This window comes from Tatumella citrea, from assembly GCF_002163585.1.
Taxonomy (GTDB): Bacteria; Pseudomonadota; Gammaproteobacteria; order Enterobacterales; family Enterobacteriaceae; genus Tatumella; species Tatumella citrea.
Map to the genome: position 1 here is coordinate 1,069,347 of NZ_CP015579.1, position 19,114 is coordinate 1,088,460.

The 19,114-nt window shown below is 50.2% G+C and carries 19 protein-coding genes; 9 read left to right on the plus strand and 10 right to left on the minus strand.

What is annotated here, in order from left to right; genetic code table 11:
* The first annotated feature begins 252 nt into the window (after window positions 1-252).
* The 4 genes from A7K98_RS21470 to lpxO all read left to right on the plus strand — a co-directional run bounded on the left by A7K98_RS21470 (window position 253) and on the right by lpxO (window position 2,477).
* Window positions 253-402 (plus strand): hypothetical protein, encoded by a 150-nt coding sequence (locus tag A7K98_RS21470; protein ID WP_169715408.1) that lies wholly within the window; start codon window positions 253-255, stop codon window positions 400-402.
* A gap of 262 nt (window positions 403-664) precedes the next feature.
* Window positions 665-922 carry a sigma-S stabilization anti-adapter protein IraP gene (locus tag A7K98_RS05100; RefSeq protein ID WP_087487596.1) on the plus strand — a complete coding sequence of 86 codons (258 nt, stop codon included), beginning with the start codon at window positions 665-667 and terminating at the stop codon, window positions 920-922.
* A gap of 106 nt (window positions 923-1,028) precedes the next feature.
* Complete coding sequence (locus tag A7K98_RS05105; RefSeq protein ID WP_087487597.1) at window positions 1,029-1,331, plus strand: PsiF family protein; 303 nt, start codon at window positions 1,029-1,031, stop codon at window positions 1,329-1,331.
* A gap of 231 nt (window positions 1,332-1,562) precedes the next feature.
* A complete protein-coding gene (gene lpxO, locus A7K98_RS05110) occupies window positions 1,563-2,477 on the plus strand; it encodes a lipid A hydroxylase LpxO (RefSeq protein ID WP_087490368.1) in 915 nt (304 codons plus the stop codon).
* A gap of 46 nt (window positions 2,478-2,523) precedes the next feature.
* Here lpxO and proC read toward each other — a convergent pair whose 3' ends face one another.
* Window positions 2,524-3,336 (minus strand): pyrroline-5-carboxylate reductase, encoded by an 813-nt coding sequence (gene proC / locus A7K98_RS05115; RefSeq protein ID WP_087487598.1) that lies wholly within the window; start codon window positions 3,334-3,336, stop codon window positions 2,524-2,526.
* A gap of 130 nt (window positions 3,337-3,466) precedes the next feature.
* Between proC and A7K98_RS05120 the strand changes: the two genes are divergently transcribed.
* Window positions 3,467-3,910 (plus strand): YaiI/YqxD family protein, encoded by a 444-nt coding sequence (locus tag A7K98_RS05120; RefSeq protein WP_087487599.1) that lies wholly within the window; start codon window positions 3,467-3,469, stop codon window positions 3,908-3,910.
* 27 nt (window positions 3,911-3,937) lie between these two features.
* Here A7K98_RS05120 and A7K98_RS05125 read toward each other — a convergent pair whose 3' ends face one another.
* Window positions 3,938-4,639 (minus strand): DUF2076 domain-containing protein, encoded by a 702-nt coding sequence (locus tag A7K98_RS05125; RefSeq protein WP_087487600.1) that lies wholly within the window; start codon window positions 4,637-4,639, stop codon window positions 3,938-3,940.
* 362 nt (window positions 4,640-5,001) lie between these two features.
* On the opposite strand from A7K98_RS05125, the gene aroL reads away from it, so the two are divergent.
* Complete coding sequence (gene aroL, locus A7K98_RS05130) at window positions 5,002-5,526, plus strand: shikimate kinase AroL (RefSeq protein ID WP_087490369.1); 525 nt, start codon at window positions 5,002-5,004, stop codon at window positions 5,524-5,526.
* A 15-nt stretch (window positions 5,527-5,541) separates the two neighbouring features.
* Here the strand turns inward: aroL and A7K98_RS05135 are convergent, their stop codons facing one another.
* From A7K98_RS05135 to A7K98_RS05150, 4 genes are read right to left on the minus strand one after another with little or no spacing between them, the layout of a single operon-like run.
* Window positions 5,542-6,231: an ABC transporter permease subunit gene (locus A7K98_RS05135; protein WP_087487601.1), complete on the minus strand. Its 690-nt coding sequence runs from the start codon at window positions 6,229-6,231 to the stop codon at window positions 5,542-5,544.
* Complete coding sequence (locus A7K98_RS05140; protein ID WP_087487602.1) at window positions 6,221-7,009, minus strand: amino acid ABC transporter permease; 789 nt, start codon at window positions 7,007-7,009, stop codon at window positions 6,221-6,223. The genes A7K98_RS05135 and A7K98_RS05140 overlap by 11 nt, the downstream gene beginning before the upstream one ends.
* Window positions 7,006-7,818 (minus strand): amino acid ABC transporter ATP-binding protein, encoded by an 813-nt coding sequence (locus A7K98_RS05145; protein WP_087487603.1) that lies wholly within the window; start codon window positions 7,816-7,818, stop codon window positions 7,006-7,008. Before A7K98_RS05145 ends, A7K98_RS05140 begins: the two co-directional genes overlap by 4 nt.
* 1 nt (window position 7,819) lies before the next feature.
* A complete protein-coding gene (locus tag A7K98_RS05150) occupies window positions 7,820-8,650 on the minus strand; it encodes an ABC transporter substrate-binding protein (protein ID WP_087487604.1) in 831 nt (276 codons plus the stop codon).
* A gap of 279 nt (window positions 8,651-8,929) precedes the next feature.
* Between A7K98_RS05150 and ppnP the strand changes: the two genes are divergently transcribed.
* Complete coding sequence (ppnP, locus tag A7K98_RS05155) at window positions 8,930-9,214, plus strand: pyrimidine/purine nucleoside phosphorylase (RefSeq protein WP_038018563.1); 285 nt, start codon at window positions 8,930-8,932, stop codon at window positions 9,212-9,214.
* A gap of 41 nt (window positions 9,215-9,255) precedes the next feature.
* Here the strand turns inward: ppnP and rdgC are convergent, their stop codons facing one another.
* Entirely contained in the window at window positions 9,256-10,167 is a 912-nt protein-coding gene (gene rdgC / locus A7K98_RS05160) for a recombination-associated protein RdgC (protein WP_087487605.1), read from the minus strand.
* 154 nt (window positions 10,168-10,321) lie between these two features.
* Window positions 10,322-11,689: an ethanolamine permease gene (gene eat / locus A7K98_RS05165; RefSeq protein ID WP_087490370.1), complete on the minus strand. Its 1,368-nt coding sequence runs from the start codon at window positions 11,687-11,689 to the stop codon at window positions 10,322-10,324.
* Window positions 11,690-11,955: 266 nt separating this feature from the next.
* Here eat and A7K98_RS05170 point away from each other — a divergent pair, with 266 nt between their 5' ends.
* Window positions 11,956-12,960, plus strand: a complete 1,005-nt coding sequence (locus A7K98_RS05170; protein WP_087487606.1) for a phosphotransferase enzyme family protein — start codon at window positions 11,956-11,958, stop codon at window positions 12,958-12,960.
* Window positions 12,961-13,132: 172 nt separating this feature from the next.
* Window positions 13,133-14,176: an AraC-like transcriptional regulator QhpR gene (gene qhpR, locus A7K98_RS05175; protein WP_087490371.1), complete on the plus strand. Its 1,044-nt coding sequence runs from the start codon at window positions 13,133-13,135 to the stop codon at window positions 14,174-14,176.
* Here the strand turns inward: qhpR and A7K98_RS05180 are convergent.
* A complete protein-coding gene (locus A7K98_RS05180) occupies window positions 14,173-17,856 on the minus strand; it encodes an AAA family ATPase (RefSeq protein WP_087487607.1) in 3,684 nt (1,227 codons plus the stop codon). The two genes, qhpR and A7K98_RS05180, sit on opposite strands and share 4 nt — an antisense overlap.
* The gene (sbcD, locus tag A7K98_RS05185; RefSeq protein ID WP_087490372.1) at window positions 17,853-19,091 is read right to left on the minus strand and encodes an exonuclease subunit SbcD; all 1,239 of its coding nucleotides are present in this window, start codon (window positions 19,089-19,091) and stop codon (window positions 17,853-17,855) included. Before sbcD ends, A7K98_RS05180 begins: the two co-directional genes overlap by 4 nt.
* Window positions 19,092-19,114 lie beyond the last annotated feature (23 nt).

The window sequence follows — 19,114 nt, forward strand, 5'->3', positions numbered from 1 at the left end:
GTGCATTTGAACTACTCCACGTCTCTTCAGTAACGGGCCTTTATCTGCAGATATAGTCGAATCAGAACGTGAGGAAAGTAACAGTTTCCGGCAATTTTGTGGTTTTAAAGCCAGTTTCCTGTCTGTTAACTGTAAGAAAATCGTCATGATTAGTTTCACAAAATCAATAGCCATGTGATGCGGATTTTTCTTACCTACCTTAGAGATATACTGAGGATGTTTTCAGATAACAACCACAATATCGAGGTTATTATGGTACGACTAGTTAAAATTGCTGCAGTGCTGGGGTTCGTTGTTATGCTGAACGGCTGCATTTTCCCACCTCCGGGTGGCGGTGGTGGTGGCTGGGGCGGTGGCGGCCATGGCGGCGGCGGTCCTCACTACGGTTATAATGGACACTAATCCGCTAACAGTTGAATCAGGGCTGGTTTCATACCAGTCCTGAAACTCCGGCAGATGTCCTAAGCCGGTTTTGCTTTAGTATAGTTTTCGCCTCGGTAATTCACATTTTTCTCTTCTGATGTTCACATTACTCTTCTTTTAGTGAACAACTTTGTTTCTTCAGGAAGCTCCTGCTTCTGTTTGTACCCGGTTTAATAAAAAAATCTGTTTTTTTATGAATTTGGTGTTAAGTTCAGGCCTCAGAGAATGCTGAGGCTTAAGTATGAAAAACCTGATCGCTGAGCTGTTAATTAAACTTGCTGAAAGAGATGAAGAATATAAGCTTCAGACGGAGCGACTCGCAGCGATGGAGGTTATTTTATCGGCGATGCTGGATAGCCTGCCGCCCGAATCGCTCGACCGGATTGAAACAAAACTTCATAAAAAGATTGCTGATAATAGCGATTCAGCTCACGGAATTCGTCACGATGATGCCTACTCCCGGTTGATTGCAGAAATTTCTGCAATTAATCATCCTTAGTCAGATGGATAATCCTCAATAAGTCGCAGATAATATTATTTCCGCCATATTAAAGGCGGCTTTATCTCCGGCCTGATGACCGGTATCTATTTGACAGGAGTATGCAATGAAAAAGATGATGATCGCACTGGCTCTGTGCGGACTTTGTGCTGCAGGTTCTGCCTCCGCTGCAGAAAAAACTGCACAACAACAAAAAATGACTGACTGTAACCATGAAGCCAGTTCTCAAAGTCTGAAAGGTGATGCCCGTAAAAGCTTTATGAGCAGCTGCCTGAAAAAAGATCATAAAGTTGATGGTCTGACACCACAACAACATAAAATGAAAACCTGTAATGCTGATGCAAAAGAGAAAGCATTAAAAGGCGATGCACGTAAATCATTTATGAGCAGTTGCCTGAAAAAAGGCTAATCTCCCGCCAGTAGTAGTGGGTAGTCATTTACAGACAGCCTCCTGATGAGGCTGTTTTTTATTGAGCAGATGTACGCTATATATCTTTCCCTGCCATATCCCGCACTCAATGCAACAACAAATAACTTACGTTACTATAAATTATCCATCGGTCAGATCTTAGATTAAAATTTACATTTTTTCATATCCGGAAATCTGTATTCAGACATCATTAACTTAAGGATGAGAGTGGTGGTTGCACTTATTATTATCTGCGTATTTATTATTAGTGTTTGCTATGCCCATTCACGCGGGAAAGTAAAACAAAAAATTTCCCGACAATTATTTGACCATTCGACATTTATGGCACCGGTAAATATATTTATGACCGGATTTTCGTCTCTGCCATCACAACAATCGTGGTTTTCAGATCAAACCTTTCCTGAGTTACAACCTTTAAAAGAACACTGGCAAACGATTCGTAATGAAGCTATCAGTCTGCAGGATCACATTAAAGCGGCCAGTGGAAATAATGATGCCGGTTTTAATACTTTCTTTAAACGTGGCTGGAAACGCTTTTATCTGAAATGGTATGGTGACGCTCATCCGTCGGCAGAACAACTCTGTCCGGTGACCACCAGACTGGTAAATTCCATCCCCGGAATTAAAGCTGCGATGTTTGCTGAATTACCGGCGGGTAGCCACTTAGGTCAACATCGTGATCCTTATGCGGGTTCGGTACGCTATCACCTGGGATTAGTGACTCCGAACAATGACCAGTGCTTTATTGAGGTCGATGGAGAAAGACGTAGCTGGCGTGATGGTGAAGCCATTATCTTTGATGAAACCTTTGTCCACCGGGCACAGAATGATACTCAGCAAACACGGATAATTTTATTCTGTGATATTGAACGGCCTATGAAATGGCACTGGGCTCAGGCAGTTAATCACTGGGTTGGAAAAAATCTCATGTCTGCGGCGGCTTCACCTAATGATGAAAATGACCGGACTGGAGCGATTAACCGGATTTTTAAATACATTAGTGCTGCTCGTGATGCAGGACAACGTCTGAAAAAGCGCAATCGTAAACTTTACTACGTGCTAAAAAATGGCGTGATTGTACTTATTTTTCTGTGGCTGCTGATATCTGTATTCAGACACTGGTAGCACTGATATGCGGAGTTCCGGCCTTAGGCCGGAACCTGCGAAAGATTTACTTTTTGCTTAAAAATTCTGATTTTTCCATGCATTTTTGCATAGCCAGCATAACCGCTGAGCGGAACCCCTGGCTTTCCAGAGTCTGTACGGCTTCAATCGTAGTACCGCCTGGCGAACAAACATTGTCTTTTAACTGTGCGGGATGCAGTCCGGTTTCCAGCACCATCTGTGCAGCCCCTTTCACTGCCTGAGCAGCAAATTCGTAAGCCTGTTTTCTGGGCATTCCACCCAGAACTGCAGCATCAGCCATCGCTTCAATCAGCATAAAAATATATGCAGGGGAGGAGCCGCTTACCCCGACCACTGAATGGATTAAATATTCGCTAACCAGCCCGGCTTTACCGAAACTCTGGAAGATTTCTAATACGATTGCAGTTTCATCGGCGGTGACCAGAGCATTGGGTGTGACAGAACTCATGCCTTCACCCACTAATGCCGGGGTATTAGGCATCACGCGAATAATTTTCCGTGAATCACCCAGGACACCAGATAAAGTTTCCAGGGTAACCCCTGCCGCAATGGAAACGACCAGAGTCTCTTTTTTGATCTGCCCGGCAATATCGCTCAATACTTTGCTGATCACATTGGGTTTGACTGCAGCAACCAGAATATCTACCGCACCGGCCAGCGATTCCGGGCTTTCAGCAGCATTCAGACCATATTTTTCCGCCATTTCCTGGTTGGTTGCGCTTTTACGATCGAATATCCAGATATTTTCCGGTGCAATGACCTGGCTTTTCACAATGCCGTTAACGATTGCTTTGGTCATATTGCCACAGCCGATAAAACCAATTTTTTTGTTGAGCATTACCTGTCCTTTGTTGGTGTCAGAAAATTAATTGAGTATCTGATATCACCCTGACAACACGGAGATAAATAGTTGTTCTCCGTCGGCATAATAGTTCACAATTCGGGTTTAGTCCCTGGCAGGAATGATTATGGCTATCTGGGTTGACGCAGACGCTTGTCCGACAGTAATCAAAGAAATACTTTATCGTGCGGCAGAAAGAACGCAAACACATATTACTTTTGTCGCTAACCAGTCACTGCGGTTGCCTCCGTCACCCTGGCTGCACAGTTTACGGGTCGCTGCCGGGTTTGACGTGGCGGATAACGAAATTGTCCAGCGGGCTATGGCCGGAGATTTAGTGATCACAGCTGATATCCCACTGGCGGCTGAAGTGCTGGAAAAAGGGGCTGCAGCGCTCAATCCAAGAGGAGAGCGTTATTCTCCGGCTACCATCCGTGAACGTTTAACCATGCGCGATTTTATGGACACGCTACGGGCCAGCGGGATTGCATCAGGCGGGCCACCGGCTCTTAATCAGAAAGACCGGCAGTTATTTGCTAATGAACTGGATAAATGGTTCAGGCAGCGCTGAGGCTGCCTGAACTTTTAGTGGGGGCGATTACAGGAAGCTGTCATCGTCATCGTTGAAGTTATTGTCGCCAAAGAAGCTGTCAAATCCGCCACCATTATTATTATCATCCCAGCGATTATCATCCGCCGGAAGGCCGTTATCCCCGTAATTAAACGTATCCAGGTTCTGGTTAAAATCCGGGGTCTGCGTTGGAGTTTCGTTAATAATATTCACGATCTCTTCGGGCTGAGAGTGGTGGAACATGCTGGTCAGCATATCAGCCAGCACAACCCCACCAGCGACACCTGCTGCCGTTTGCAATGCCCCGCCCAGAAAGCCGGTACCGCGTGCTGCTGCAGGAGGAGCGTTATAGGTAGGTTGTTGCGAAGGTGCCTGCTGAGGTTGTTGCTGATTTCCCCACGCAGAAGATTGCTGTGGTTCCGGCTGACGCGGCTGAGAATTACCGCCACCAAACAAACCTGCCAGGAACCCGCCACTGCTTTGTTGTGGCTGCTGTTGCTGTTGCTGCTGAATCCGTGTTTCCAGTTCAGAAACCCGGTCATTGAGTTTTTTCATTGCGGCTTCCTGAATGATCAGGGCTTGTGACATATAGTAAGCCGCCGCCGGCTGATTTTGCAGATGGCTTTTAATCAACTGTTCTGCCGCAGGATCCCGCGGGCCGGTTTGGCTTTCAGCCTGTTGTAAACGGCTAAACAGACCATCAATCAATTTTTGTTCTTCGCTCTGCATGGTGAAACCTCTCATCATCTTTAATGTCATTATCCTCTGAAGTTCAGGGATAATGGTTGTGACATTTTGTTACAAAATGACCCCGGCAGTTGTCACAGGTGTCACCGGAGCCCTGAAATTATGATACTGTTGACTGAATCTGGCAAAATCCCGTTTCAGCTCTCTATATATGGGGGTGCTGCCAGCTAAAGTAAACGTAATCGCGGTAAAAAAATATTGCGGTCGGCCTGAAGTGGCGCGGACTGGCGTATTTAGCGCGTTTAACCGCTGTCTTCAGGTGGCTGTCGACGCTATTTCCGGTTATCATGCATACGTTTTATATTCAGTCTCTTTATAATTATCCCGGCGGAGGATCGGCCTTTATGTCATTACCCATCTATCTGATAGGTGCCCGGGGTTGTGGAAAAACAACCATCGGACATCTGTTATCACAGACATTGGGCTATGCATTCCATGATACGGACCATCATTTGCAATCGTCACTGCAGTGTACCATTGCACAAATTGTTGCCGAGCAGGGATGGGACAGTTTTCGAAGTAAAGAATCTGAATCGCTGGTGGCGGTAACTGCTGAGTCATCAGTGGTTGCGACCGGAGGCGGGATTATACTGCGCCAGGAAAATCGCCAGTTTATGCGTGACCATGGTCGGGTATTCTGGCTGAGCGTTGAACCGGGAGAGCTGGCCAAGCGCCTGAGTGCTGACCCCGAAACCGAACAGCGTCCTACACTGACCGGCCGGCCGATCACCGAAGAGATGAGTGATATCCTTAAAGTCAGAAGTCCGCTCTATTCTGCTACTGCTCATCATATTATTGATGCTTCCCGCGCGCCGCAGGAAGTTGTCAGCAATATTCTGCAGGTTTTATCACAGCAGCGTGCCGGGTAATATTCCCGGCACCATTCATACCCACTGACGACGGCTTTTTTGCCAGCGTTTTGTCAGCAATTCCAGACCTAAGCACAACAGATAATAGACAGCACCGGTGAACACGAAAATAGCCACCGGGTAAATCTGTACGCGGTTATTTACCTGCCCGGCCAGTGTGGTCAGTTCCGGGACATTGACGATAAAAGCCAGCGAAGTATCTTTTAACAGGCTGATAAAGATACCTGTCAGCGAAGGCAGGATATTTCTGAGTACCTGAGGCAGCAAAATGTACCAGAGGGTCGCTGCCGTTCCGAAACCCTGTGCCCGTGCCGCTTCCGACTGACCGGCAGGCAATGCAGCCAGTCCGGAAAGCACGCTATGCATCACTGACGCGGAAGTGAACCAGGCCAGCGCCAGGGTTACTGTTAATGGTCCCGGAATTTCGATACCACTCAGCATCGGTAGCAGATACCACAACCAGAAAATCACAAATATCAGTGGAATACCGCGAATCAGATCAGCCCAGATAAACAGTAATCTGCGCCAGCTGACGGAGCCGTAGTTCGCACTGGCAGCCAACAGGATCCCCAGCGGTAAAGCCAGAAGGGCAGCACCGGCTGCCATCAGCAGAGTCAGTAATACGCCCCCCGGAGTTCCCTGGGCAGTCTGTCCCCACAGTAAATATCCCAGATTATCGGTAATCACCGAAATTTCAGCGTTCATCAGGTTCACTCTCAGGCAGAACAGAAACGGTGGCAGGGCGGTGAGCAATTGGGCGGCTAAATGTCTTACGCCCCAGTGCTCCCAGAGCACTACCAAGCAGTAACCCGACAACCAGATAGATAGCGGACCCTACCGCAAATGCTTCCAGAGCATGCGCGTTGTAGCTTTCAATCTGCCTGACCTGATAAGTCAGTTCTGCAAAACCAATGGCGCTGGCCAGTGAGGAAAGTTTCATCAGATTCAGGTACTGCCCGACTATCGGCTGCCAGGCATTGCTTAATGCCTGCGGCAGGATAATCCATCGCAACAGTATCCAGCCGCGAAATCCCTGAACCAGTGCTGCTTCATGTTGCCCGCGTGAAATAGCGCGAATCCCGGATTCTACCTCGCCCAGCAGAAATGCCGATCCAAACACCGCCAGCCCCCAGGCCGAACAGATAAATTCCGGTGTCAGCCACCAGACGTTACCTGGCAAAACCGACCAGGGATAAACATTATTCACCACCGCTTTCCAGTCGGCGGGCAGTAAATTCCATGCTGCAAAATACCAGAACAGCAGTTGTACCAGGATTGGAGTGTTGCGAAACAGCAAAACCCAGACAGCCACAATAGCCTGCGCCGGGCGAAACTGGCTGAGCTGCAAGGCGAGTAACAGTATTGCCAGCACTGTGGCCAGAATGCAGCCAGCGAGCGTGACCCACACCGTGGTAAGAAAACCGGAAATGATCCACTGCAGTGGTTGCCCGGAAAGCACGCCGTGCCAGTCTAAATGAATCATAGTGGTTCTGATTCCTGATGCAGAGGATTAAGAACTTTTTGCAAAAAGCGTTGTGCCCGTGGATGCTCAGGAGCCCTGAAAAAATCTCCGGGATGGCTGTTCTCCAGAATCTGTCCCTGGTCGATAAACACAATCCGGTCGGCAATCTCTCTGGCAAACTGCATTTCATGGGTGACGACCAGAAGCGTAATACCACTGTGAGCCAGTTGCTTCATCACCAGTAACACTTCACCAATCATTTCCGGGTCAAGTGCTGAGGTAGGCTCATCAAACAGTAATATTTTCGGTTCTGAGGATAGTGCCCGCGCGATAGCGACCCTTTGCTGCTGACCGCCGGAGAGCTGTGCAGGGAAGTGGTCTGCTTTATCTTCCAGACCGACCTGCTTCAGTAAGCTTACCGCCCGTTGTCTGGCCTGCTCAGGAGTCTGGCGGTGAATTTTCTCCAGAGCCAGTGTGATATTTTGCAGTGCTGTCAGATGTGGGTAGAGGTTAAATTGCTGAAAAACAAAACCTATCTGCTGACGCAGGTCCTGCAGGGCCCGACCTTTCAGAGTACTGACCGGTTGTTGATCAATATAGATCTCGCCGCTGGTAATGGACTCCAGCTGATTGACCAGACGGATAAGGGTCGATTTTCCGGAACCTGAAGGCCCAAGGATGGCGATAACTTCCCCTGCATTGACCGACAAATCGATACTATTAAGCACCTGATGGCTGGCATAACTTTTGCTGACCTGGCGAAAAAGGATCTGTGCCTGTTGCGATGAACTGTCCGCCGTAGCGGCGGACAGAGATGAGTGAGCTGACATATCAGTTGGCTTTAATAGTAAAATTACGCGGCTGAGGAGCCGGAGTGCCCGGACCGAACCAGCGGTTATAGATGGCCGCTGCCTCACCACTTTTCTCCAGACTGACCAGTTCGTCATTGACTGCATTGAGCAGAGCTGGCTGATTTTTAGAAACCCCGACACCAATTTCTTCTTTACTCAGCAGGTCAGGCAGGATTTTAAATTTCTGTTTATCAGGAGCTTCTGCCAGGAGTCCGGCCAGAATCGTACTGTCCTGAGTAATCGCCTGCACATTACCGTTGCGCAGGGCAGTTAATGCCAGCGGAATATCATCATAAGCCAGCACACGCGCTTGCGGGAAACGCTGATGCAGAGCCTGTTCACCGGTAGTCCCTTTTACTGCGCCTATCCGGTCTTTACTGTAACTTTCCAGAGAGTTTCCGGAACTGGCGGGCACCAGAAACTGCTGGCCGGTCACAAAATAAGGGGTTGAAAAGTCCACCACCTGCGCCCGCTCAGGAGTAATGGTAATATCGGCCACAATCAGGTCTGCTTTACCGGACTGCAACAGCGGAATACGGTTGGCCGGGTTGGTGGCGACCAGTTGTAATTTAACTCCCCAGGCTTTGGCCAGTGCTTTAGCAAAATCGATATCGTAACCAACCAGTTCATGAGTCTTAGGATCGATCGATCCAAACGGTGGATTGGCATCAAAAGTGGCAACCCTTACCACTCCGGCTTTTTTAATATCCGCTAATTGATCTGCATGAGCTGCAGAAATGGCCAGGCTATTCAGCGCCAGCAGGCTAAGTGCAAAAATCGCTTTTTTTCCGTTAGTTAGCGTCACAGTCATCGTACCCCCGGGAGATTATTATCATCATTTGTTGTCTGATAACTACGCTCCCATAAATTCGCACCATCTCAAAATTCATAAAAATGCTTATCTATAAGAAAAATGTATTAAAGAGAATTTGCGCAGGGAAACTGCCTGAATCCGGGGGAAACTGCTCTGTGGTGAAACCCGCACAGCGTAATTCATTAAGCTGATGATCGGTCTGATTATTTACGTGACAAGTTGATTGCACTGCTTTTACACTGTCAGAAACACCCTGCTGACTAATAAGGAATCTGCATGCTGAAGTCTAATGAGTACTTTGAAGGTAAAGTGAAGTCGATTGGTTTTGAAAATTCGCTGTCCGGGGTTTCTTCGGTCGGGGTTATGTCTGCAGGTGAGTACACTTTTGGCACCGGAAAGCCGGAAGAAATGACGGTTGTCAGCGGGTCGCTGAAAGTTTTACTGCCAGGTGAAACCGAATGGCGCTGGTATGAAGCCGGTCAGGTATTTAATGTCCCGGGCAACAGCGAATTCTATTTACAGGTTGCGGAAGACAGCGCTTACCTGTGCCGTTACCTGTAACGGATTTTCCATGCTCTGCGAATGCAGAGCATGGAAGCCTGTTATTGCTGTGCTTCGCCACCCAACGCGGCAACCAGGGCTTCTGTAAACGCCGCCAGTTCTCCTGTCATCAGCACAAAATCCGCATCAAAACGTAATGCCGGATCTTCACGATCAATATCGTCGTTCTGTTCACGCAGTGTATCGCTGAACTTTAGTCGTTTGACGGTACCGTCATCGCAGACGATAAACTGCAGACGTTCCTGCCAGTCCAGAGCCAGTTTGGTCACTCTTTTTCCTGCTTCGATGTGATGAGCAATTTCATCGCTGACCAGTACCTGTTTCTTACAACGAATCACTCCGCCTTCTTCCAGGGTAGATTTCAGCTCTGCTTCGTCCAGCAGGGCAAACCCTCCGGGCAGACTGCCGGAACGGACCCATTCGGTTAGTGTCAGTTCAACCGGCGTTTCCAGCGCGAGTGGCACCACGGGTAATGATCCCAGGCTTTTTCGTAACAGTGCCAGTAAATCTTCAGATTTTTTGGCACTGGCGCTGTCAGTCATAATCAGCTGATGCTGAGTGTCAATCCACAACCAGGTCTGGCTGTAGCGGCTGAAAGCCCGTGGCAACAGGCTATGAATAACCTCATCTTTCAGAGAATCTTTTTCGGTTTTTTTCAGTTTCCGTTGCTGTTCGGCTTCCAGACGACTGATTTTGGCCTCAAGTGCCTGTTTAATTACCGGCGAAGGCAGGATTTTTTCTTCTTTGCGGGCACATAACAACATCTGACCATTACTGAAATGCACCAGCGAATCGGTCTGGTTATTCAGTGGCGGGACCCAGCCGGTTTTCATCTGATCCTGGCTTCCGCAGGGGGTAAAACTGCACGCGCTCAGTTGTTTCTCCATATCGTCTGCAGACAGCGGGATTTCCCGACTAAGACGATAAACCATCATATTTTTAAACCACAGCATCTGAATTCCTTAAGCCAGCATTGTCCGGGATAGCGGGGGAGATGATACCCAATCGTTGAGCGCGTTTCAGCATTCGCGGTAATAAATGAGAGAAACTTACATGGAAAAGGGAAAGGACGTGGCAGGAAAGGCTTCCTGCCACGTTGGACTCTGTTTACTCCTGGCTCATCAGCAACTCATCGCGCGGAGCCTCACGGCGCTGGGCTGAGGTCAGACGGAAATAGCAGTAACCCGCTGCCATAATTGCCACAAACAGCAGAGCAATGATCGGGTTAAACCAGATCATAGATACCAGACAAATAACGGCCAGCACCAGAGCAATGCCTGGTACCAGCGGATAACCAGGTGCCATAAAACTCCGTGGCATATCTGGCTGGCTGCGACGCAATTTGAACAGGCTCAACATGCTCATGATATACATCACAATGGCACCAAACACGGCCAGGGTGATCATAGCTGCAGTCAGAGTCATACCCTGCAGATGGATCCAGTTATCACTGAAAATCGCGATGATGCCGATAACACCTCCGGCAAGTGTTGCACGGTAAGGGGTTTGAAAGCGTGACAGTTTGGCCAGCGAGGGAGGCAGATACCCGGCACGTGCCAGTGCGAAAAACTGCCGCGAGTAGCCAAGGATAATTCCGTGGAAACTGGCAATCAGCCCGAACAGGCCAATCCACACCAGCATATGCATCCAGCGGGAGTGTTCACCAACAATCATTTTCATTGCCTGAGGCAGGGGATCGTTGATATCTGAAAGTTTGCGCCAGTCACCGGCTCCACCGGCCAGCAGCATAACGCCAAGCGCCAGCACAACCAGCGTCAGAATCCCTGCGATATAGGCACGCGGGATATTTTTACGTGGGTCTTTTGCCTCTTCGGCGGCCATGGCTGCACCTTCAATGGCCAGGAAAAACCAGATAGCAAAAGGAATAGCGGCAAAAACACCACTGATCGCCTGCATTCCAAAACCTTCAGCACCGGCCCAGCCGTGAGCGGTGAAATTTGCCAGGCTGAACCCCGGAGAAACTACTCCCATAAACACCAGCAATTCAATGACTGCCAGCAAGGTAACAATCAGTTCAAACATCGCTGCCAGTTTAACGCCAAGGATATTCAGCCCCATAAACACCAGATAGGCCACCACTGCGGCAATCTTCGGGTCCAGAGTAGGGAACTGCACGTTGAGATAAGCGCCAATCGCCAGAGCAATTGCCGGAGGTGCAAACACAAACTCAATCAGTGTTGCCAGCCCGGCGATAAGCCCGCCGGTTTCACCAAATGCCCGTCTGCTGTAGGCGAAAGGGCCACCGGCATGAGGAATTGCGGTCGTTAGCTCGGTGAAACTAAAAATAAAACAACCATACATTAATGCTATCAGGAGGGTGGTTATCAGAAATCCGAGTGTCCCTGCGACACCCCAGCCATAGCTCCAGCCAAAATATTCGCCTGAAATAACCAGACCTACGGCAATTCCCCACAGTGAAAAGGTACCAAGCGTGGGCTTAAGTTTTGTTGTCATCATTGTATCCCCGTCGTATATGCATTCCCCGCCGGATCTGAGATCTGCGGAATAAGCTGTCACAAGGATAATGCCGCGCGAAGAAGGCTGAATACCTGACCCGGGCTGTCATAAATTTGTCATGTGAAGTCAACTTCGCTCTCCGGTTCTGTGTCATTGTCGTGTAAAGCCAGGTTTTGCTGTTACAGAGTCAGGAAATCCATGGCTTACCGCAGGCATGCTGATGTTAACGATGACTGAATTAATTAACGACCGGGGTGCGGATAATGGACGTACAACAGAATGACTCTTTAACTGATCAGCAATTGATGCAGATAGCAGCGGCGGCGTTGCTCCGCTATCCGCAGTTGAGTGACGGGCAGCTGTCACTGATTTGCCGTTCTGAAAATGCGACTTTTTCGCTGGAATCTGCAGGGCAGCGTTATGCTCTGAGGCTGCATCGGGCCAATTATCACAGCAAGCAGGATATTGTCAGTGAATTACTGTGGCTGGATGCGCTCAGAGAAAGTGGTACTGAAGTACCGCAGGCGGTGAGTGATCCGCAGGGAGAACAGGTACAGACGCTACAAACAGAAGACGGGGATGTCCGCCATGTCGTGATTTTTCACTGGATGGACGGTGAGATGCCAACCACCAATGTTGATCCCGTGGCTTTCCGTGCTCTCGGAGAAGTCACCGCCAGATTGCACCAGCACAGTCGCCAGTGGCAGCGGCCGGAGTCCTTCCGGCGCATTGTCTGGGATCATCAGACCATGGTGGGAGGGCAAGGGCACTGGGGACGCTGGCAGGATGCTCCCTTGCTGGAGAACCATCACCACCCGCTGATTTTTCAGGCGCTGGATAAAATTAACCACCGGTTGTCTGCTTATGGTCAGTCGCCGGAACGCTATGGTTTGATTCACGCCGATTTGCGCCTGACTAATCTGTTACACCATCAGGGACAAACTAAAATTATCGATTTTGATGACTGCGGTTTTGGCTGGTATATGCACGATTTAGCAGCGGCTATCAGTTTCTTCGAACATCACCCACGGGCAGCAGAATGGATAGAAAACTGGCTGACAGGTTATGAAAAAACGGCCCATATCAGTGATGAAGATCTGGCTATACTGCCGGACTTACTGATGCAGCGCCGGTTACAGCTTAGTGCCTGGATGGGTTCTCATGCCAGTACGGAAATGGCGCGTGGCCTGGAACAGCAGTGGTCGGCAGAGACAGTACGTTTATGCCACCGCTATCTGGAGACTGATCGCTGGCCGGTAGGGCAGTAATGCACAGTGGCTGTGCAATGTGCCGCTCAACGGCAGTTATTATCGCGGTTAAATGGTGGTTTTGCTTCACCGGACACTGGTACGAAAATTGCATTGATCAATGCTGTTTCGGCCAATCCGGGGAGGCACAATGGAACAACCGATAGCACTTTTGCACAGCACTTCGCAGGCAATGTCCGGTCTGATGGCCGGTAACCGTGGAGTACTGGCTGCTGCAGCCACCGGGCTGAGTGATTTTATCACCGGTCAGGGCGGCGATGTCGACAGAATCTTCGGGCTGAGTGGCGTCGATCCTGAACTACTGAGCAGCCCGACACTGAGTCTGGGGCTGGTCAATTATTGCCGTGTTCTGGAAGAAGCTGCCCGTCATTCCGGCACGGATAATTTTGGACTGCATTATGGCCGTCAGTTTAAACCTCAGTCTCTGGGGCTGATTGGCTATATTGGACTCTGCTCGCCGACACTGGAAAGCGCTCTGAATAACGTTGTTCAGGCATTCCCCTGCCATCAGCACGATACTCTGGTACGTCGTACCGATAAAGGTGATTACTGGCGTCTGGACTACCAGGTTCGCCACGGCGCTATTCTGAGCCGTCGGCAGGATGCTGAGCTGACACTGGGAATGTTTATGAACCTGATTCGTCATGGGGCCGGCCAACACTGGGCACCTCGCGAAGTGCATTTTGAACATTCCCGCCCTGAAAACTGGCATGAACACTGTAAAATCTTTGATGCACCGGTCTATTTCGACCAGCCATACAATTCACTGATAATTGCAAAACGTGATCTGCAACGCAGCATGCCGGATAACGACCCCATGCTGTTAATGGTGATGCAGGACGCTCTGCAACGGTTGAATATTACCCGTGACAGCCAGGGACTGACCGGCAAAGTCCGCGCCGCTATCCATCTGTTACTGAGCAAAGGCGAACCGGTGCTGGAAGAGGTGGCGGAAAATATGGGGCTGTCTGCCTGGACGTTGCAACGCCGACTGCGTGAGCAAAACGTCAGTTTCTCCGGGCTTGTGGACAACGTCCGCTGTGAACTGGCGACTCATTACCTCCAGCAGAAATCTTTGTCAGTCTCGTCAATGGCGATGTTGCTTGGTTATTCAGAAGTGAGCGCATTTTCCCGGGCCTGCCGACGTTGGTTTGGTATCAGCCCGCGGCAATGGCGCCGGCAGGAAACCCGGCCGGCGGAGACAGAGACGGCTTAGCCAGTTTCTGAGGGCAGTTCCAGTTTACTGTAACCTAAGCCGTTGACCTTAATAACGCGGATTTGCAGCGGAATTCGTTCTTTCATGGCTTCCACATGACTGATGACTCCGATGTTTTTACCGCTGGCATTCAGGCTGTCCAGAGCATCCAGAGCAACATCCAGTGTCTGTCCGTCCAGAGTGCCGAAGCCCTCGTCCAGAAACAGTGATTCAATGCGGTTTTTATCGCTGACCAGGTCTGACAATGCCAGCGCCAGAGCCAGACTGACCAAAAAGCTTTCTCCGCCTGACAGTGTGCGGGTATCACGCTGATTATCTGCCTGCCAGGTATCAATCACCGATAGCTCAAGAGCATCAGTTGCCTGACGTTGTAACAGATAGCGACCATGCAGCCGCGCCAGTTGCTGATTAGCCAGCCATACCAGATGATCCAGTGTCAGTCCCTGAGCAAAGCGACGGAATACCGCACCGGTGGCTGAACCAATCAGCCGGTTCAGATGATCCCAGTCAGCCAGTAACCGTTGCTGTTGACTGATCTGAGCCAGTAACTGTTGCTGTTGCTGCCGGTAACGATCATCCGCATGCAGCCTCTCACGGATTTCTCCCTGATGATGCAAATTCTCTTTAAGCTGCTGCTGTAATGTTTGTTGCTGCTGTTCCAGGAGCGCAGCCTCCTGATGGCTCTGCTCAGGGCGCTGCAACAGATGTTGCTGATCGGTTTCGATGGCCTGGCGATGCAAAATATCGGTCTGGCGAAGTGACTGATCCAGTTGCTCAAGTTGCTGACGAAGTGCTGTCGCTTCACCTTCGTCCAGTAAAGCATCGCTGAAAGCCTGGCGGCTACTGAAGCCCTGTTGTTGCAGAGCTGAATCGAACTCTTGTTCACTCTCTGTGATTTGGGCGGTCAGACGAGTTATTTGCTGTTGCAACTGGCTGTGCTGACCATTCAGCAGGCTTAGCTGGTCGCGGGTCTGTTGCCATTGCTGTTGCAGGTTGCGTACCTGCAATTCCTGTTGCTGTATTTGATCGTGCATAGCCTGACGGGCAAGACTGACCTGCTGATCACCGAACAATTGCTGTCGCTGCAGACGAAGTTGTTCCAGTTCAGTAAGTTGTTGTGCGGTTGCCTCTTCAGCCTGCTGTACGGCATTTTTCTGCCGGGTCAGCTCCTGATGCAGACTCTCCAGGAGAGATGTCAGGCGGATATGTTCAGATTCACTATCCCGGAGCTGTTTTTCATTTGCCTGCCAGTCACTCCAGAGCTTAAGTTGCTCTGAAAACCATTGTTCTGCGTCACTACTCTGTTCGGGTAATTCCAGTGAAAACTGGCGAATATCAGTACGCAATTGTTCTGAACGTTCAGCTGCCAGCGCTGTGGCCTGCCGGTGACGGTCACCTAATTCACTGGTTTTTTTCTGGCTGTTTTCCAGTTGCTGGTTTAGCAAACTTAATTGCTGCTGATGTTGCTGTAATTTCTCCCGGCAGAGATATAACGCTTCCCGTGCCTGCTGGCAGGAAAGCGCGGCAGCTTCATGTTGCTGCAATTGCTGACGGGTTTCTGCTTCCTGTTTTTCGAGGGTTTGAATCTGTTGGTTAAGTGCAGTGTGGTCGCTGATTTCAATGTTGCTGTTGTTACTGTCTGCGAGTTGTTGCCACTGCCGGGAAAGGCTTTCCAGCTCACTACTCAGCGCATCAATATCCGTTTGCAGCTGCTGAGTGCGTTGTTGTGCCTGAATCAGACCGGTTTTCTGTTGGATCCCCTGTTCCTGAAGTGCGGCAACACTCTGTTCCAGGCGTTTTCTTTCCTGCTGATTCTCATCCGGCTGTAGCTGGCGATAGTGTTCCACGGAAGGATGTTCACCGGACCCACAGAGCGGGCAGGGCTGTCCCGCGATCAACTGATCGCGCAATACCGAAAGATTGGCAATTTTAGCTTCAAGCTCACACAGTGCAGTGACAGCCTGCAACTGCTTTTTTTCGGTCTGATAGTGACGGCGAAATTGTTCCAGCGATTGTTCATCATTAATGATTTGCTGGTTTAACCGGATCTGTTCCTGTCGCAGACGGTCAAGTTGCTGTTTCAGAGGCGCCGCTTTAGAGGCCAGAACTAACAGCTGCTGGTGGAGATTACGCTGTACCTGATATTGTTCCAGCGAGTGACGTAATCCGGCGGTGTTGGCCGTAACCTCCAGTGCCCGAAGTTGTTTCTCGTGTTGTTCAAATACCTCAGCAGCTGTCTTTTCAGCATTTTGTAATGGCTGAATCTGCTGATTCAGTTCCGTCAGTGACTTTTCCAGCAGGGCCGTCTGTTGCTGATGTTCATTTAATTGTCGTTCAGCTTCCAGAACATCCTGTTGCTGCTGTTGCCAACCGACCAGACGGTGTTGCCAAAGCTGCAGATGTGTTCCATAACCGGCAATATTCTGGTGGTTTTCCCGCCATTGCAGCCACTGCTGCCTTTGTTTACTGAGAGTTTCAGACTGTAGTGAAACAGTGCCGTGTTGCTGACTTAAAGGTAACAGCTGTTGCTGAACTGCACTAAGTTCCTGGCGGCTGCGGTTATACTGCTGTTGTCCGGTGGTTATTTGTTGATCCAACGGGATCACCTGTCCGGTCAGTAAGGCTTCCTGTTGCTGTTGCTGCTCCCGCAACTGCTGAAGCCCGGACTCAGCCTGTTGATACTGAGTCGCTGACTGTTGTTGCAGTGTTTCTGAGTGGTTCAGTTGCTGTTGTGAAGTGACCTGCTGAGCCAGTAATTGCTGTTGCTCCTGCTGCTGGCGTAGCAGTTGCTGCCAGAGTCCTCGCACTTTTTCTGCGGGTTCACTTTCGGCCAGGCGTTGCCTCCCTGGAGCTGCCTGCCGCCATTGAGCGGCCATTGCCTGATGTTCCTGCTCACGTTGCAGACGTTTGCTGGTCAGTAACTGGTGTTGCTGCAGCCACTGCTGCGCCTGACTAATCAGCAAACTCTCCTGCTGTAGTGCCTGCTCCTGCTGCTGCAGGTCAGTCTGTTGCAGGCTGAGTTGATCACGAGTCTCCTCATTCAGTAACAGGACGCCGGAGGCACCGGCTTGCAGGTTATCCAGTTGCTGGCGTAACTGCTTGTGCGTTTCAAATACTGCCTGTGAAATTTGCCCGTAAATTTCGGTACCGGTCAGTTCCTCCAGCAGTTCTGCCCGCTCTGCTGAAGGCGCATTCAGAAAGGCCGCAAACTGTCCCTGAGATAACATCATTGAACGGGTGAAGCGCTGGAAGTTCAGCCCCGAAAGCTGTTCGGTGATTCGTAATTTATCCTGAATTTTGTCGGCGACGATAACATTATCCTCGCAACGCGCCAGTTCAACCCGTGGAGGTTGTAATTTGCCATTATGCTGGCCACGCGCTCTGTTCTGGCTCCAGAATGCCCGCCATGCCTGACCTTTAATCTCAAATTCGACTTCCGCCAGACACTCGCTGGTTCCGCGTGACATCAGTTCATTCTGGGTCGGTGTGACCGGGCCCAGGCGTGGCGTCTGATGGTAGAGTGCCAGACAAATAGCATCCAGCAGGGTGGTCTTACCGGCTCCGGTATCACCGGTGATGGCAAACAGACCGTTGCCGGCAAACGGTGGCTGACGAAAATCGATCATCCACTCGCCGCGCAGAGCATTCAGGTTTTTGAACCGCAGGCTTAGTATTTTCATTCGTTGTCCTGCTCCTGTCCGGCGTGTTGTACCTGTTCCAGCGTCTGCAGATAAAGGGTCAGTAGTCGCTGGCGATCATCTTCTGACAGTTGTTGTTCCAGCTCAAGGCGGCGCAGAAATACATCTTCTGCGGTGAGTTCATTGAGCGTTTCGTTCTCCATCCGCTGAATGCCTGCCGTCGAGCGTTCACGACTGCGGCGTAGCAGTAACACTTCTGCAGGTTTGCCTGACACCAGGGTTTCGATGCGTTGTTGCAAGTCACTGAGATAGTCCTGTTGCGTGACTTCAATATCCAGCCATACCGGCCGGCCACTGTCATCGGCAGTCAGTGCATTGATTTGTGTTTCTATCTCTTCCAGTGAACCTCTCAGGGTTTGCATGGGCTGGAAACAAGGAACAGGCAGAGTAGTTACTGTGAGTGGCTGGCCGGGGCCACATTCTACCAGGCAGACGCTTTTCTCCTTACCTGGTTCATCGAAACTGAGTGCAATGGGTGATCCGCTGTAGCGGATGTGTGGTTGCCCGCCGACCTGTTGCGGGCGATGAATATGTCCCAGGGCGATATAATCCGCGGGAGGGAACGCTGATGCCGGAAATGCATCCAGGCTGCCGATATAGATATCCCGTACCGACTCACTGCTGCGGGAACCCAGCGCGGTCAGATGTCCGGTGGCAATAACCGGCAGTTCAGGTTGACCCAGTTCATCCCGCAAACCAAGCGCGCCGTCATAGCATTGCCGGTAATGATCGGTGATCGCCTGTAACAGGTTTTGTTGTTTCTGCTGGCTGTCCAGACCGGCCTGACTCAACTGAATATCCCGGGGACGCAGATAGGGGATGGCACAGAGTACCGCCGCAGGCTGCTGTTGCTTATCGCGGAGAATAACCAGTTGATTACTAATGTCAGTCCCGGCACTGGCGATAACCCGGGTGTTCAGGCACGCAAGTAATTCCCGTGATTCGTTAAGCATGGCAACTGAGTCGTGATTACCGGCCAGAATAACCAACTGGCAACCTGTCTGTTGTAACGAGACCACAAAGTGGTTGTAGATTTCCCTGGCATAACTGGGTGGCGAACCGGTATCAAAAATATCACCTGCGACTATCAGGGCATCGACCTGGTGGTCGGTAATTTGTTGCAATAACCAGTCGAGAAAAGACTGATGTTCATAAGCCCTGCTACGGGTATAAAAAAACTGACCCAAATGCCAGTCAGAAGTATGGATAATTTTCATAATGTTCCCGGTTTCACCCTGCT